Genomic DNA, 14576 nt, shown 5'->3' on the forward strand with positions numbered 1-14576 from the left:
AAGCCTTCAGAACGTGGGGAGTTGGGGGCGCTTGCGGACATAGCCGCCGGCGTCCACCCGCATCTGCATGCCGGTGACATAGCGCGACTCGTCGGAGACCAGGAAGAGCACCATGTCGGCGACGTCCTCCGGCTCGACGTAGGGAATGTCCATACCGGTCGTCGCGGGGAACGAGACCAAGGCGTCCTCGCGGGTCGGGTTCTCGAGGTCGGGCCGGAACGAGCGGTACATGATGTCGCTGTTGAGCATGTCCGTGTTGACGTTGGTCGGGTGCAGACCGTTGACCCGGATCTTCCGGGACAGCAGTACCGTCGCCAAGTCGTGGACGAACGCGGCCACTTGGCGCTTGGCGAAGGAGTAGCCGAGGCCGCCGGGGCCGTTGGACGGGCTGTCGACGGTCGCCGGTGTCAGGGCCGCGATGGAACCGGTCGCCACGATCGAGGCACCGTCCGGCAGATGGGGCAGGGCGGCCTCGACGGCGTGCACGACACCGTTGAAGTCGACGGTCACGGCGTCGATGAAGGCCTGGACGCCCTGCTGGGGACCGAGCGGGGCGATACCGGCCTGGGCGACCACGGCGTCGAGCCGCCCCAACTCGGCCACCCCGTCGGCCACGGCCGCTTTGAGCGCCGCCGGATCGCGTACGTCCGCCTTGCGCGCCACGATGCGCCGGCCGAGCTTCTCTACCTGGCGCACGGTCTCCTCCAGGTCGTCCCCGGTGGCCAGCGGATACGCGTTGGTGGCGATGTCCTCGCACAGGTCGACCGCGATGATGTCGGCGCCCTCCGCGGCGAGCCGGAGCGCGTGGGCGCGGCCCTGTCCGCGCGCGGCCCCGGTGATGAAGACGACCTTGTCCTGTACTCGGCCCATCGTGGGGCTCCTTCCGCCGGAAATAAAAGAGTAGCCTGAATACTGTCCGATGGGGCTGTTCGTGATCCATGATCGATGTCAAGTCCCCTGACCGCTCACCGGTTTCCGTTCAGTGGGACCCGAACAGTGCACACAATTCGGCCGGTGCTAGAGAGTCCATGAGATTCGAGGGAGCACATCGATGCCATTGCAGCCATGGATGAAGTTGCTGTCGACCGACGACCACCTGATCGAGCCGCCGCGCCTGTGGACGGACCGGCTGCCGGCGAAGTACCGGGACGCCGGACCACGGATCGTGGAACAGGCGCGCGGAGAGGGCCAGGCCCCGGCCGAGGTGTGGAACTACGAGGGCCGCATCTACCCCTACATCGGCCTGAACGCCGTCGCGGGCAAGTCGCCCGAGGAGTTCGGCCTCGAACCCACCCGCTACGACGAGATGATCCCGGGCTGTTACGACCCGAAGGCCCGACTGCGCGACATGGATCTGGACGGCGTGTGGGGCGCGCTGTGCTTCCCGTCGTTCCCGCGCTTCGCCGGCACGATCTTCCTGGACGGCCAGGACCGTCACCTCGCCCTGCTCTGCGTCCAGGCGTGGAACGACTTCGTGCTCGACGAGTGGTGCGCCACCGCCCCCGGCCGGCTCATCCCGCTGGTCATCCTGCCGCTCTGGGACGTCGACGCCTGCGCGGCCGAGATCAGGCGTACGGCGGCCAAGGGCGCCAAGGCGATCTCGTTCCCGGAGAACCCGGTCCCGCTGGGCCTGCCGTCGTTCCACACCGACCACTGGGACCCGGTGTTCACGGCGGCCGAGGAGACCGACATGCCTCTGTGCCTGCACTTCGGCACCTCGGGCGCCGCACCGAAGACGGCCCCGGAGGCGCCGTTCGCGGTGACCATCGCACTGTTCGGCTGCAACTCCATGTACGCCACCGCGGACCTGCTGTTCTCCCCGGTCCTCCACAACCACCCGCGGCTGAAGATCGGCCTGTCCGAGGGCGGGATCGGCTGGATGCCCTACCTGCTGGAGCGCAGCGACGGCACCTGGGAGCGGCACCGCTTCTACCAGAACGTCAACCAGAGCGTGCGCCCCTCGGAGCTGTTCCACAAGCACTTCCACGGCTGCTTCATCGACGACCGGTTCGGCGTGGAAGTGCGCCACCACATCGGCGTCGACAAGATCACCTGGGAGTGCGACTACCCGCACTCCGACTCCTACTGGCCCAAGAGCCGCGCCTACGCGGCCGAGGTCCTCGCCGACGTACCGGACGACGAGGTGCACAAGATCGTGGAGCTGAACACCCGCCGCCTCTACAACCTCCCCGCATGAGCAGGCGCCCGGAGTCCGAGCGCTCCGACTGGACCGACCTCGACCTGCTGACCCGCGACGAGGCGTACGGCCGCCTCCAGGAGGAGATCGGCCTCACCGCCCGCCGTCTGGCCGAACTCGGCGCGGGCGACGAGGCCGAGCGCGAACTCCTCGACACCCGGCTGCGCGCCCTGCGCGAGGCCGCAGAGGACCTGAATGTCCGCTGAAGGAGAGGGAGTTCGCGTGGGGCGTGTGGAGGGCAAGGTGGCGCTCGTGACGGGCGCCGCCCGTGGTCAGGGCCGTTCGCACGCCGTGCGGCTGGCGGAGGAGGGCGCCGATGTCGTCGTCACCGACGTGTGCCACGACATCAGCGACGAGCTGCCCTACCCGCTGGCGTCGAAGGAACAGCTCGAAGAGACCGTGGAGTTGGTGCGGGCGACCGGCCGTCGATGTGTCGCCGTACAGGCCGATGTGCGCTCGGTGGCGGAGATGCGGGTCGCCGTTGACGCGGCCCGCGAGGAGTTCGGGCGGCTCGACACGCTCGTGGCGAACGCGGGCGTGATGAGCATCGGCGCCGCCTGGGACCTGTCCGAGGAGGCCTGGGACGTCGTCATGGACGTCAACCTCAAGGGCCCCTGGAACGCGGTGCGGGCCGCGATCCCCTGGATGATCGAGGCCGGACAGGGCGGCTCCGTCATCATCACCAGTTCGGCCGCCGGTATCCGCGGCCATGTGCCGTACGCCCACTATGTGGCCAGCAAACACGGCGTGGTCGGTCTGATGAAGGCGCTCTCGAACGAACTCGCCCCGCACGGCATCCGGGTGAACACCGTGCACCCCACCGGCGTCAGTGACACGGGCATCACCGTCGGCGTTCCGATCGAGGAACTCGCCGCGCGGGAACCGCTGTTCGCACTGGCCGCGATGAACCCCCTCGCCCCGTACGTCGAACCGCGCGACGTGTCGAACGCCGTGCTGTTCCTGGCCTCGGACGAGGCGCGGTACGTCACGGGTCTCCAGTTCACCGTCGACGCCGGATCGACGAACAAGCCGTAGAACGAACGGAGTCAAGGATGAAGGTCAGGATCGACTCGTCGCTGTGCTCCGGGCACGCGAGGTGCGCGGCGGCGGCGCCGGAGGTTTTCCGGCTCGACGACGACGGCTACGCGCTGCCCTTCGACGGCGAGGTGCCGCCGGAACTCGAACAGGCGGCCAGGGACGGGGAGTCGGCCTGCCCTGAGCGGGCCATCACCGTCGAGCGCTGACACGGATCAGCCCCACGGTCGTGGACCGTGGGGCTGATCTTCCGTGTGTTCGGCTCAGCCGGCGGGCTGCGGCGGCGGGGTGAAGTGGTGGCCCCAGAACGCGCCGTCGGTGATCTCGTAGACGGGCACCGGCTCCGGCACCTTCAGTCCGTCCCAGCCGAACTCGACGGCGTAGTTCTCCGGCGACCACACATAGAACGACACCATGCGGTCGTTGGTGTGCTTGCCGAGCGAGTGCATCATCGGGACGTCGAGCTTCGCGGCCCGGTCCAGGGCGCGCCCCACGTCGTCCAATGTCCTGCCCTCGACCATGAAGTGCAGCAGCCGCCCGGGGCCCGGCGCCGGGGTGACGCCCAGGGTGTGGTGGCGGGGGTTGCAGCCCATGAACCACGTCGTGCCGCCCGGTGAGCGCATCGTGTTGCGCTCGATGAAGCCGAGGACGTCGACGTAGAAGTCGAAGGTGCCCCGCGCGTCCTCGGCGGAGACGATGGCGTGCCCGAAGCCCATGTCACCGGTCAGGAACCCCGAGACCAGAGGGGTCTGCACCGGAACGTGGTCGAGGATCGCGCCGTAGAACAGCTCGACCGGGTTGCCGCCCGGGTCGTTGAACTTGACGAAACCGGTGACCCTGCGTTCGGCGGCCTCGTCCTCGGTGCCGGCGGTCACCTTGATGCCGGCCTTCTCGACGTCGGCGACGAGCTTCGCCAACTCCCGCTCGTCGATCACCTCGAAGCCCAGGGCGGTCATCCCGCTCTGCGAACCGGGGGAGACCACGATGCGGGCCGGATAGTCGTCCATCCGGTAGTACAGGGATTCCGGGTCGCCGCCCTCAACTGGCATCAGGCCGAGGAAATCCGCCCCGAACACCTTCCATTTCTCGATGTCGCTGGACTCCAGCCGTACATACCCGAGTGAGCGCACACCCATCAGGCTCTCCCATCAACGTCGTCAAGTCCTGGCAGCCCGACGCTAATCAGCCCGGCGGACCAGGGGACGTCCGCGTCCCACTGATCGGGAGGCGTGCGACACCCGGTCGGAACGCGGTGGCACGGTGACTGTCGCCTGTCACCCCGCGACCGGAGGCCACGCACCGCCATGACACTCACCGCTGAGGACACCCTGCGCGAACTGCACACCGACGAGGGCACGTTGCGCTACCACGAGGTGGGCGACGGGCCGCCCCTGCTTCTGCTGCACGGCTCCGGTCCGGGTGTGACCGGCTGGCGCAACTACCGGGGAAATCTCCCCGTGTTCGCGAAGCACTTCCGCTGTCTCGCCCTGGAATTCCCGGGGTTCGGCGTCAGTGACCCCACGGAAGAGAACCCGATGATGGCGGCCCCGAAGGCCGTGCTGCGCTTCCTCGACGGCCTCGGCCTCGACCGCGTCGACGTCATCGGGAACTCCATGGGCGGCTTCGTCGCCGCCGGACTCGCCGTCGCCCACAAGGACTTGTTCCGCAGGGTCGTCACCATCGGCGGCGTGGGCCGCAACATCCTCTCGCCGGGCCCCAGCGAAGGCCTCAACCTGCTCGTCGAGTTCGCCGAGAACCCGACCCGCGAGAACCTGGTCCAGTGGCTGCGGTCGATGGTCCACGACCCGGCCCTCCTCACCGAGGAACTCATCGAGGAGCGGTGGCAGACCGCCACTGTCCCGGCGACCCTGGAGGCCTCCCGGCGGATCTACGGCCGGCAGGCCATGGCCGCCATGCAGGCCGCGCAGGCCCACTCCGACCAGCCCATCTGGGCCGCCCTCCACAAGATCGCCGTGCCCACGCTGCTGACCTGGGGCCGCGACGACCGGGTCACACCGTTGGAGGGCGCGCTGATCCCGATGCGTACGATTCCGAAAGCGGAACTGCATGTGCTGCCCGACTGCGGACACTGGGCCATGATCGAGCAGAAGGAGGCATGGGAGAGCGCGGTCCTGGCCTTCCTGACCCGCCCCGAGGCGTCCTGAGCGTCGGCGGGAGCACCGGACGACATGGGGGACGACGTGGCGAGACCCGCTGAGGGACGGCAACCGGCGGCCCCGATGTCGAGCGGCCAGGCCGCGCGCCGGGTCCGCATCCTCCGCGCCGCCTCCGAACTCGGCGCCCGCGAGGGGCTCGCCAGCGTGCAGATGCACGACGTGGCCAAGGAGGCCGGCGTCGCCATCGCCACCCTGTACCGCTACTTCCCGTCCAAGCCGTACCTGTTCATGGCGGTCCTGGAGTGGCACATCGAGCAGTACCTCGGCGGCCACGAGGACGGTCGGGAGGACCTCGCCGTCGCCGCCGAGGGCACGGACGCCGCCGCCGAGGTCGCCGAGTTGCTCATCACGCTCAGCGTGAAGCTGCTGGACAGCCCCCTGCTCGCCTCGGCCGTGGCGCTGTCGTCGTTCACCGAATACACAAGGATCGTCCCGGCCCGCATGGACCTCGTCGACAGCGCCCTGGGACAGGCCATCCTGCGCCTCCTCGGTGTCGACGAGGCCTCGGAGACCGACCGCAGCAGGGCACGACTGCTCATCTACGGCTGGTGGGGGCTGTTCGTGGCCATGCTCACCGAGGAGCTCTCCACCGCGGAGGCGGAGACCAACATGCGCCTGGCCGCACGGCTGCTCCTCACGCCGTAGTCGCCGTGGTCGCAGGGATCGCCCGGGTCGCCGTGGTCGCCGCGTAAATGTGATGCAATTCTTACGTCCCCCTGGTCGCGGGGTCATTTCCCGTATTCCGTAGGTAGCTTGGTTCCCGTCGGCGGCAGCCCGTTCCTCTTGCCGCCGGTTCCCAGCGGAATCAAGAACAGGAAGTTCGGCATGCGGAAAATCGGGTTTGTCGGCGTGGCTCTCGTTGCCCTTTCCTTCACGCTCACGGCGTGCGGCGGGTCCGACAACAGCGACTCCACCTCGAAGGCGGCGCCCTCCATGTCGGCCTCGAAAGCGGCGATGAAGTCGGCGGACAGGGCGGGAATGTTCGCGGGACTCAACGGCAAGAAGGTGACCGGCGCCGCGAAGGTGAGCGGTTCGGGTGTCACGCTCTCGGGCTTCTCGTCCGACGAGGGCCCGGACCTGCACGTCTACCTCACGAACGGCACGGACGAAGCGGCCGTGTCGGCGGGCAAGCAGCTCGGAGCCGTCAAGTACGACCAGAAGTCCCAGATGTTCGAACTCAACGGCGTCGACGCGGCCATGTACAGCACCGTGGTCATCCACTGCGACAAGGCGAAGGCGGTATTCGGCGCCGCGAAGCTGTCATGAATTCGTCCCCTTCGCGCTCGACTCTGATCGCGGCGGCCCTCGTCGGCGCGATCAGAGTCACCCTCGGTGTCCTGTGGCTCCATGAAGGAACGTTGAAATACCGGGCGCATTTCGGGGCCGCGGACATCCTGCTGGTGGCGAACAGCGCGAAGTCGAACAGCAGGGTTCCGGGTTACTTCAAGAGTTTCGCGGATTTCGCACTCGCGGGCTGGCCGCATTTCTTCGGCTTCGCGATGCCCCTGCTGGAGACATTGCTGGGAGTCGCCCTCGTCCTGGGGGTGTTCTCCCTGCCCGCCTCTTTCATGTCGGCATTCACCTTGCTGACGTACTGGAGCGCGGACCAGCTCATCACCGAATATCCGATCATGGTCGCCCTCTCGACGGTGGTCATCGCCTGGCCGCTTTTGGCCTCACATTTCTCCGCGACGACTCTCGCGGAAAGGGTCGCAGGTCGAAAGCGTTTGGACGTGGTGGTGTTCAGGGAGCCGTTCCGGCGCCGGCTCTGACGCGTCAGTCCGTGCCGCTCGCGATGTCGACCACCGCCAGGTACGAGAACGCGACACTCGAACCGATGGGAGCCCCCGCGCCCGGGTACACGCGTCCCGTCATCGCGGCCGCGGTGTTGCCCGCCGCGTAGAGCCCCTCGATCGGCGAGCCGTCCGGGCGCAGCACCCGCGCGTGCTCGTCGATCTTCAGGCCGCCCTTGGTGCCGATGTCCGCGGGGACGATGGTCGCGACGTAGTACGGCGGGGTGTCGAGCGGGGGCAGCAGCGGGTTGGGCCACTCGCCCGTGGGCGGCGGTGCCGGGTGGTTCAGCTCGGGCAGGGCGGGGAACCCCAGGACGTACTGAGCCATCTGGTCCCAGGGTGTCTCGCCGCGATGGAACTGCTCGTCGACGCCGGTCCGCGCGTAGCCGTTGAACTCCTCGATGGTCGCGCGCAGGGCTTCCAGCGGTACGTCGATCAGCTGTGCCAACTCCTCAAGGGTGTCGGCCTTCTTCAGCGCACCCGACTCGAACCACTCGGGGCGGACCGGCTGGTCGTAGGGGCCGCCGAAGCTGTCCCGGTCGAGCTGGCGCTGGTCGATGATCCAGTGGGCGGGGATGTGCGAGACGCCTGTGGTGGCGTGCAGGCGGACGATCTCGCGGCCCGCCTGGTCGTAGGGGCGGGTCTCGTTGACGAAGCGTTCGCCCGCCGCGTTGACCCAGATTCCGCCCCGGGTGCCTGTGTGGAAGAGCGGAAGGCCGTCCGGCCACACGAGTCCGGGCGTGAACCAGGCCGCGTCGAGCAGGTCGGTGGCGGCACCGACCGCGATGCCGGCCTGGAGCGCGTCGCCCGTGTTGCCGGGGGCGCCGTGGGTCCACTCGCTGCCGCGCTCCGGAACCGGCTGGTACTTCGCGCGCAGTTCCCGGTTGCGCTCGAAGCCGCCGGCCGCGAGGACCACCCCGCCCGTGGCGCGGAACGTGACCTGTTCGCCGTCGCTCACCGCCTCCACGCCGACGACCCTGCCGTCCTCGACGACGAGGCCCTCCAACGCGGTGTTGAGGCGGAGCGAGCCGTGGCCCGTCTCCAGGAACGCCGCCAACGTCCTGCCGATCAGCGCGCGGCCACCGCTGAGGACCGGGCCTTCGTCATGGCCCCATCGCTGGGTGGGCAGGCAGGCGCGGACCAGCGGGGCGTGTTCTCCGAGTTCGGCGACGGTGACCTGCGGCGGGAAAATCGTGTGCCCCGTCGGGGACGAGCCGGTGACCGACGGATAGTAGTCCGGCACCGGGAGATGCACGAACGACTGGAACCACGGATTCTTCTCCAGCTCGTCGATCAACTCCACGCCGGCCCGCAGATAGGCATCCTGGAGCGGCTCGCGTGATGCGTCGTCGACGGTGCTGCGGAGATAGGTCCTGGCGTCCTCGACACTGTCGTCGAGTCCGGCCCGTCGCATGGGCGCGGAACCGGGGTACCACAGACCGGATCCGGAGTAGGCGGTGGTGCCGCCCACGCAGTCCGTCTTCTCGATGACGAGCGTCCGCAGTCCGCGTGACGCTGCCAGATAGGCACCGACCAGACCCCCGCCCGACCCGACGACGATCACGTCGTAGACGTCCTCGCTGCTGGTCATCCTGACCTCCTCAGGTGTGCTGACGTTTCTCGACGGCCGAGCGCGGCTCAACGCCACAACCTCTCGCGATGTGAGGGGACGGTATCGAGCCACTTCGACGGCTCCGACCGGTCATCTCGCTGAGCGAGACCATCCGTCCACGCCCGGATCCAGTCCCGGTGAGCGGAACCCGCGGGACCGTGAGCGGGCACGGATGCCCAGGCTGGAGGCCATCACGAGTTGGGGATGCGAATGACAGACGTTTGGGAACCGAGGGCCGTGGCGGACCGTGAGGCAGCCGTGGCCGAGGCGGTCGTACGACTCACCCGTGCGGCCCGTGACCGGCAACCCTGCCCACCCGTAAGGGACTTGCTCGGCGCGAGCGACATCAGCCTCGCCTACGCCGTCCAACAGCGCGTCGTGGCCGACCGGATCGCGGCCGGAGCACGCGTCGTCGGCCGCAAGATCGGGCTCACCTCCGAAGCGGTGCAGCGCCAAGTCGGCGTCGACCGGCCCGACTTCGGGGTGCTCCTCGCCGACATGGACGTCAGCGCACTGCCGGCCGTGCCGAGCGAACGGCTGCTACAGCCCCGGGTCGAGGCGGAGATCGCGTTCGTCCTCGCAGACGACCTCGACGGCGACGGTCTCGACATCGAGCGGGTCCGGTCCGCCGTCGCGTACGCCGTCGCCGCGCTGGAGATCGTGGACAGCCGGGTGGCCGAGTGGGACATCGCGATCACCGACACCGTCGCCGACAACGCGTCCAGCGGGCTGTTCGTACTCGGCGGCGAACAGGTCGAGTTGAAGGCGTTCGAACCCCGGGACGTGACGATGCGGCTGTACGCCGACGGGAAGCTCGTGTCCGCGGGCGACGGCACCGCCTGCCTCGGCGACCCGCTCGCCGCGCTGCTGTGGCTGGCGCGCACCGCCCGGGAGTTCGGCGACCCGCTGCGGGCCGGTCAGGTCGTGCTCTCCGGAGCGCTCGGTCCGCTCGTCCCCACCCCGCCAGGAACCACCGTACGGGCCGAGCTGACGGGCCTCGGCACGGTGTCCGCGACGTTCTCACCCAAGGACCAAGGATGACGAAGACCAAGGTGGCCGTCATCGGCTCCGGCAACATCGGAACCGACCTGATGATCAAGGTGCTACGGCTGTCCGACACCCTGGAGATGGCCGCGATGGTGGGCATCGACCCGGACTCGGACGGCCTCGCCCGCGCCGCGCGCCTGAAGGTGCCCACCACGCACGAGGGCGTGGACGGCCTGATCCGGATGGAGGGCTTCGACGACATCGAGATCGTCTTCGACGCGACGTCCGCGAAGGCGCATGTCGAGAACGCCAAGCGGCTCGCCCCGTACGGCAAACGGCTCGTCGACCTCACTCCCGCCGCCATCGGCCCGTACGTCGTACCGCCGGTGAACCTGGACGAGCACCTCGCCAACGATGTCGACAACCTCAACCTGGTCACCTGCGGCGGCCAGGCCACCATCCCGATCGTGCACGCGGTCAGCCGGATCACACCGGTGCCGTACGCCGAGATCGTCGCGTCGATCGCCTCGAAGTCGGCGGGGCCCGGAACCCGGGCCAACATCGACGAGTTCACCGAGACGACCTCGGCCGCGATCGAGAAGGTGGGCGGTGCCCGGCGGGGCAAGGCGATCATCGTGCTCAACCCGGCCGAGCCGCCGCTGATCATGCGCGACACCGTGTACTGCCTGATCGGCGACGCGGACCACGAGCAGGTCCGGGCCTCGGTCGAGGGCATGGTGGACGCGGTCGCCGAGTACGTGCCCGGCTACCGGCTCAAGCAGCAGGTGCAGTTCACCCCGATCCCGGCCGGTGATCCGGTCCACACGCTCTTCACCGGGGACGTCTCCGAGGTCACCACCAGGGTGTCCGTCTTCCTCGAAGTGGAGGGCGCCGCCCACTACTTGCCCGCCTACGCCGGCAACCTCGACATCATGACCTCGGCCGCCCTGCGGGTCGCCGAGCGCATCGCCCAGCGCTTCTCCACGGAGGTGACCCGGTGACCCCCAGGCTCTATGTCCAGGACGTCACCCTCCGGGACGGCATGCACGCCATCCGGCACCGGATCACCCCCGCGAACGTGGCCGCCATCAGCGCGGCCCTGGACCAGGCGGGCGTGGACGCCATCGAGGTCGCCCACGGAGACGGCCTGTCCGGCGGCAGCCTCAACTACGGCCCCGGCAGCAACACCGACTGGGAATGGATCGAGGCCGCGGCCGGCGCCATCCACCGGGCGACGCTCACGTCCCTCCTGCTGCCCGGCATCGGCACCATCGCCGAACTCAAGCAGGCGTACTCGCTCGGCGTCCGCTCGGTCCGCGTCGCCACCCACTGCACCGAGGCCGACGTGGCGGCCCAGCACATCGCCACCGCCCGTGAACTCGGCATGGACGTCTCCGGCTTCCTGATGATGGCCCATATGACCGACCCCGTCGAACTCGCCCGCCAGGCACGGCTGATGGAGTCCTACGGCGCGCACTGCGTGTACGTCACCGACTCCGGCGGCCGGCTGACCATGGACGGCGTACGCGACCGCATCCGTGCCTACCGTGACGTACTCGACCCGGACACCCAGATCGGCATCCACGCGCACGAGAACCTCTCCCTCTCGGTCGCCAACTCGGTGACCGCAGTGGAGGAGGGCGTGACCCGGGTGGACGCGTCCCTGGCAGGACAGGGCGCGGGCGCGGGCAACTGCCCGATCGAGCCGTTCATCGCGGTGGCCAACCTCCTTGGCTGGGAACACGGTTGTGACCTGTTCGCGCTCCAGGACGCCGCCGACGACTTGGTCCGCCCGCTCCAGGACCGCCCGGTGCGCGTCGACCGGGAGACCCTGACCCTCGGCTACGCGGGCGCCTACTCCAGCTTCCTGCGGCACGCGGAGACGGCGGCCGGTCAGTACGGCCTCGACGCGCGCACCATCCTTCAGGAGGTCGGCAGGCGGGGGCTGGTCGGCGGGCAGGAGGACATGATCGTGGACATCGCGCTCGACCTGAGCCGCGGCTGCTGATCGCGCGTCTCCGCCAAGTCGCCGCTTCCCGGCCGTGCGCAGGGAGGCGGCGCTTCCGCGCATTGTTTGGACCGGGCGTACCAATAAACTCGTGCACGCCTCTTGGCTCGCGTCCGACGCCGTTGATACGTTGACGCCGGCGCCGAACTAGAATTGATTTCAGTTTGAGCAGAGAGGCATTGACGATGACGTCTGCCCTTCGCCTGGACCCGCGATACGAGGCCGACCGGCATGCGCTGCCGCCGTCGATGATGGAGCGCGTGACGCTGATCATGGACCTCTTCGAGCGGCCCCAGACACACCTCACCCTCGAAGTGGTGTCCCGCCGGACCCACTTGCCGCGCTCGACCACCCACCGGATCCTCGACCAGCTGGTGCGCCTGGACTGGCTGCACCACACGGTCGCCGGGTACGCGCTGGGACCGCGGGCGCTCGGTCTCGGCGGGCGGGAGATCGGGTACAGCACGCTGCGCGCGGCGGCGGCGCCGCAACTCCTCGACCTGGCCGTCCGCACGAAAATGGTCGTCCATCTCGCCGTGCTCGACGGCCCGGAGATCTACTACCTCGACAAGGTCGGAGGCCGGGCGGCCGTCGACATCCCCTCCCGGGTCGGCGGACGCGCGGTCGCTCACTGCACCGGGCTCGGAAAGGCCATGCTGGCCTGGCTGAGCCCGGAGGAGATCGACGCCCGCTACCAGAAGGCGATGGAGTGCCGCACCTCGCACAGCATCGGCCGACTCGACCTGCTCCACCGCGAGTTGGGCACCGTGCGCCGTCGCAACGGGCTCGCGATCGACCGGGGCGAGTGTTTCCCCGACCTCGGATGCGTCGGCCTCGCCCTGCGCGGACCCGACGGCCCGGTCGGCGCGATCTCGGTCGTCGGGGACGGCCGTGCGCCGCTGGAACTTGTCGCTCCGCTGGTTGTCAACGCCGTACGGGCCGTGTCCGAAGAGCTGTTCGGGGGCGGGGAGTCGTTCAGGCGGGAAGTGGCGGACGCGGTGGGTTAGCGGACGCGGTGGGTCGGTCGGGGCGGCCGGGCCGGCATGGGGAAGCGGAGAGCTGGCGCAGAGCCTGTGAGATCGGGCTGATCCCCGTCGCCGGCCGGTCCAACTGCCCCCGCGTGAGTGCCCCGTGGACCCGGGCGACGGCCGAGCTTCCTCTCGAAGGCGTCCGGCAGTCGCCGGAACCATCTCCGGATTCTTCCCCGGTCACGCCAACCCGCCGTTGGCGAAGAGCACTTGACCGTTGATCCAGCGCGCCGGGCCGGCCAGGAACGCCACCGACTCCGCGATGTCGTCCGGGGTGCCGAGGCGCTCCAACGGGGAGGCCATGGCGAGGTTCTGGACGGTCGTCTCGTCCTTGCCGTCGAGGAAGAGAGGCGTGGCGGTCGGGCCGGGGGCCACCGTGTTGACGGTGATGTCCTTGCCGCGCAGCTCGCGGGCCAGTACCAGGGTCATCGCCTCGACCGCGGCCTTGCTCGCCACGTAGCCGCCGTACGTCGGGAACTTGGTGCGGGTGACGGTGGTGGAGAAGTTGATGATCGCGCCGCCCGCGCGCACCCGGCGGGCCGCCTGCTGGGAGACGACGAACGTGCCGCGGATGTTGGTGCGGTGCATGCGGTCGAGGTCGTCCAGGTCCATGGTGGCGATGGGTGAAAGCGCCATGATCCCGGCGGTGTTGACGACCACGTCGAGACCGCCGAACTCCGCCTCGACCGCGTCGAAGGCGGCGGCCATCTCCTGCTCGTCGGCCACATCGCCGCCGACCGGGATCGCCCGGCCGCCGGCCGCGGTGATCGCGGCGACGGTCTCGTCGGCGCGGGCCTTGTTGCTGGCGTAGTGCACGCCGATGGCGATGCCGTCCTCGGCGAGGCGTTCCGCGACCGCGCGGCCTATGCCGCCGGAGCCGCCGGTGATCAGGGCGACGCGGGTGGGGGTGTCGGTGTCAGTCATGGTGAGGGCCCTTCCGTGAGGTGGGGAGCTGCGGGGAGGTGGGGATCTGCGTGAGCCACTGCCCGAGCAGGGCCGACTCCGCGGGGGTGAATGGTTCGGGAGTGAGGTCGTCCAGGGAGGCGAGCAGCGTGGTGGCCGCCGCCGCGCGGGCGTCGTGGGCCGTCGTGTCCGCCGCCGGGTCCAGCAGGATCGCCTGGACCATCGCGTCGCGGACCAGTGTCGACAGCCCGGCGTCCGGATACAGCTCGGGGCGGGTGATCAGCGCGAGCGCGACGCCGTTGGTCGCCGTCATGACCATCTGCGCCGCGATCCCGGGCGCGATCCGCATCCGGCCCTGCGCGGCGAGCCGCTCCAGCACCGCGCGGAGGATCCGCAGTGCCTCCTGCGCCGCCTCCGGCATCGACCGCAGTGCCGGGGCGAACATCAACTTGTAGGCGTTGGGATGCGCCAGCGCGAACGCCACATGGCTGTCCCACCCGGCGAGCAGGTCCCGCAACGGGTCCGCCGACTTCTCCGCCGCGCGCTTGGTCTCCAGGTACTGGTCCCACACATGGTCGACCGTCGCCGCCAGCAGCCCGTCCTTGTCGCCGAACAGCCGGTACAGCACGGGCTGTTGGACACCCGCGGCGTCGCACACCGCGCGCGTCGAGACGTCGCCGCTCGGCGACTGGGCGATCAGCTCCGCCGCCGCCTCGATTATCAGCGATCTCGTGTTCATGTAATCGACGATAACAGCGATGTGTATCGATGACAACAAGAGTTTGTTAGCGGTGAAAACGAAGGGGCGCCTCCGTCGTATCGACCCGCGATACGAC

The 14576-nt window shown here is 69.3% G+C and carries 18 protein-coding genes; 12 read left to right on the forward strand and 6 right to left on the reverse strand.

The features are described 5' to 3' along the window. Positions 1 to 6: 6 nt before the first annotated feature. Positions 7 to 870: a mycofactocin-coupled SDR family oxidoreductase gene (locus ACNFOC_RS00490; protein ID WP_416955380.1), complete on the reverse strand. Its 864-nt coding sequence runs from the start codon at positions 868 to 870 to the stop codon at positions 7 to 9. Positions 871 to 1051: 181 nt separating this feature from the next. Between ACNFOC_RS00490 and ACNFOC_RS00495 the strand changes: the two genes are divergently transcribed. From ACNFOC_RS00495 to ACNFOC_RS00510, 4 genes are read left to right on the forward strand one after another with little or no spacing between them, the layout of a single operon-like run. Next, positions 1052 to 2197 (forward strand): amidohydrolase family protein, encoded by a 1146-nt coding sequence (locus ACNFOC_RS00495; RefSeq protein ID WP_416955382.1) that lies wholly within the window; start codon positions 1052 to 1054, stop codon positions 2195 to 2197. After that, a complete protein-coding gene (locus ACNFOC_RS00500; protein ID WP_365302523.1) occupies positions 2194 to 2403 on the forward strand; it encodes a hypothetical protein in 210 nt (69 codons plus the stop codon). Before ACNFOC_RS00495 ends, ACNFOC_RS00500 begins: the two co-directional genes overlap by 4 nt. 16 nt (positions 2404 to 2419) lie before the next feature. Beyond that, a complete protein-coding gene (locus ACNFOC_RS00505) occupies positions 2420 to 3232 on the forward strand; it encodes a mycofactocin-coupled SDR family oxidoreductase (protein WP_416955384.1) in 813 nt (270 codons plus the stop codon). Between the two features lie 17 nt (positions 3233 to 3249). Continuing rightward, positions 3250 to 3441: a ferredoxin gene (locus ACNFOC_RS00510; RefSeq protein WP_416955386.1), complete on the forward strand. Its 192-nt coding sequence runs from the start codon at positions 3250 to 3252 to the stop codon at positions 3439 to 3441. A 54-nt stretch (positions 3442 to 3495) separates the two neighbouring features. Here the strand turns inward: ACNFOC_RS00510 and ACNFOC_RS00515 are convergent, their stop codons facing one another. Continuing rightward, the gene (locus ACNFOC_RS00515; RefSeq protein ID WP_416955388.1) at positions 3496 to 4368 is read right to left on the reverse strand and encodes a VOC family protein; all 873 of its coding nucleotides are present in this window, start codon (positions 4366 to 4368) and stop codon (positions 3496 to 3498) included. Positions 4369 to 4536: 168 nt separating this feature from the next. Between ACNFOC_RS00515 and ACNFOC_RS00520 the strand changes: the two genes are divergently transcribed. Together ACNFOC_RS00520 and ACNFOC_RS00525 are read left to right on the forward strand one after the other, a co-directional pair. Next, the gene (locus tag ACNFOC_RS00520; protein WP_416955390.1) at positions 4537 to 5397 is read left to right on the forward strand and encodes an alpha/beta fold hydrolase; all 861 of its coding nucleotides are present in this window, start codon (positions 4537 to 4539) and stop codon (positions 5395 to 5397) included. A 36-nt stretch (positions 5398 to 5433) separates the two neighbouring features. Next, positions 5434 to 6054: a TetR/AcrR family transcriptional regulator gene (locus ACNFOC_RS00525; protein WP_416955392.1), complete on the forward strand. Its 621-nt coding sequence runs from the start codon at positions 5434 to 5436 to the stop codon at positions 6052 to 6054. An 83-nt stretch (positions 6055 to 6137) separates the two neighbouring features. Here ACNFOC_RS00525 and ACNFOC_RS00530 read toward each other — a convergent pair whose 3' ends face one another. Beyond that, positions 6138 to 6404 carry a hypothetical protein gene (locus ACNFOC_RS00530; protein ID WP_416955394.1) on the reverse strand — a complete coding sequence of 89 codons (267 nt, stop codon included), beginning with the start codon at positions 6402 to 6404 and terminating at the stop codon, positions 6138 to 6140. On the opposite strand from ACNFOC_RS00530, the gene ACNFOC_RS00535 reads away from it, so the two are divergent. Both ACNFOC_RS00535 and ACNFOC_RS00540 read left to right on the forward strand, forming a co-directional pair. Continuing rightward, positions 6388 to 6675 carry a DM13 domain-containing protein gene (locus ACNFOC_RS00535; protein WP_416955396.1) on the forward strand — a complete coding sequence of 96 codons (288 nt, stop codon included), beginning with the start codon at positions 6388 to 6390 and terminating at the stop codon, positions 6673 to 6675. The genes ACNFOC_RS00530 and ACNFOC_RS00535 overlap by 17 nt on opposite strands. After that, positions 6672 to 7181: a hypothetical protein gene (locus ACNFOC_RS00540; protein WP_416955398.1), complete on the forward strand. Its 510-nt coding sequence runs from the start codon at positions 6672 to 6674 to the stop codon at positions 7179 to 7181. The genes ACNFOC_RS00535 and ACNFOC_RS00540 overlap by 4 nt, the downstream gene beginning before the upstream one ends. Before the next feature lie 4 nt (positions 7182 to 7185). Here ACNFOC_RS00540 and ACNFOC_RS00545 read toward each other — a convergent pair whose 3' ends face one another. Further along, the gene (locus ACNFOC_RS00545) at positions 7186 to 8793 is read right to left on the reverse strand and encodes an FAD-dependent oxidoreductase (RefSeq protein ID WP_416955400.1); all 1608 of its coding nucleotides are present in this window, start codon (positions 8791 to 8793) and stop codon (positions 7186 to 7188) included. 231 nt (positions 8794 to 9024) lie between these two features. Between ACNFOC_RS00545 and ACNFOC_RS00550 the strand changes: the two genes are divergently transcribed. From ACNFOC_RS00550 to ACNFOC_RS00565, 4 genes are all read left to right on the forward strand, one after another. Continuing rightward, a complete protein-coding gene (locus tag ACNFOC_RS00550; RefSeq protein WP_416955402.1) occupies positions 9025 to 9855 on the forward strand; it encodes a 2-keto-4-pentenoate hydratase in 831 nt (276 codons plus the stop codon). Next, a complete protein-coding gene (locus ACNFOC_RS00555; protein ID WP_416955404.1) occupies positions 9852 to 10802 on the forward strand; it encodes an acetaldehyde dehydrogenase (acetylating) in 951 nt (316 codons plus the stop codon). The genes ACNFOC_RS00550 and ACNFOC_RS00555 overlap by 4 nt, the downstream gene beginning before the upstream one ends. After that, the gene (gene dmpG / locus ACNFOC_RS00560) at positions 10799 to 11809 is read left to right on the forward strand and encodes a 4-hydroxy-2-oxovalerate aldolase (RefSeq protein ID WP_416955406.1); all 1011 of its coding nucleotides are present in this window, start codon (positions 10799 to 10801) and stop codon (positions 11807 to 11809) included. Before ACNFOC_RS00555 ends, dmpG begins: the two co-directional genes overlap by 4 nt. Positions 11810 to 11994: 185 nt before the next feature. Continuing rightward, positions 11995 to 12816, forward strand: coding sequence for an IclR family transcriptional regulator (locus ACNFOC_RS00565; RefSeq protein ID WP_521984292.1), 822 nt, complete (start codon positions 11995 to 11997; stop codon positions 12814 to 12816). A gap of 201 nt (positions 12817 to 13017) precedes the next feature. Here the strand turns inward: ACNFOC_RS00565 and ACNFOC_RS00570 are convergent, their stop codons facing one another. Both ACNFOC_RS00570 and ACNFOC_RS00575 read right to left on the reverse strand, forming a co-directional pair. Further along, a complete protein-coding gene (locus ACNFOC_RS00570; protein ID WP_416955408.1) occupies positions 13018 to 13761 on the reverse strand; it encodes an SDR family oxidoreductase in 744 nt (247 codons plus the stop codon). Beyond that, the gene (locus ACNFOC_RS00575) at positions 13754 to 14479 is read right to left on the reverse strand and encodes a TetR/AcrR family transcriptional regulator (RefSeq protein ID WP_416955410.1); all 726 of its coding nucleotides are present in this window, start codon (positions 14477 to 14479) and stop codon (positions 13754 to 13756) included. The genes ACNFOC_RS00570 and ACNFOC_RS00575 overlap by 8 nt, the downstream gene beginning before the upstream one ends. Positions 14480 to 14576: the final 97 nt, after the last annotated feature.

Origin of the sequence: Streptomyces colwelliae, assembly GCF_048158785.1 — a bacterium.
In the GTDB taxonomy this organism is placed as follows: domain Bacteria; phylum Actinomycetota; class Actinomycetes; order Streptomycetales; family Streptomycetaceae; genus Streptomyces.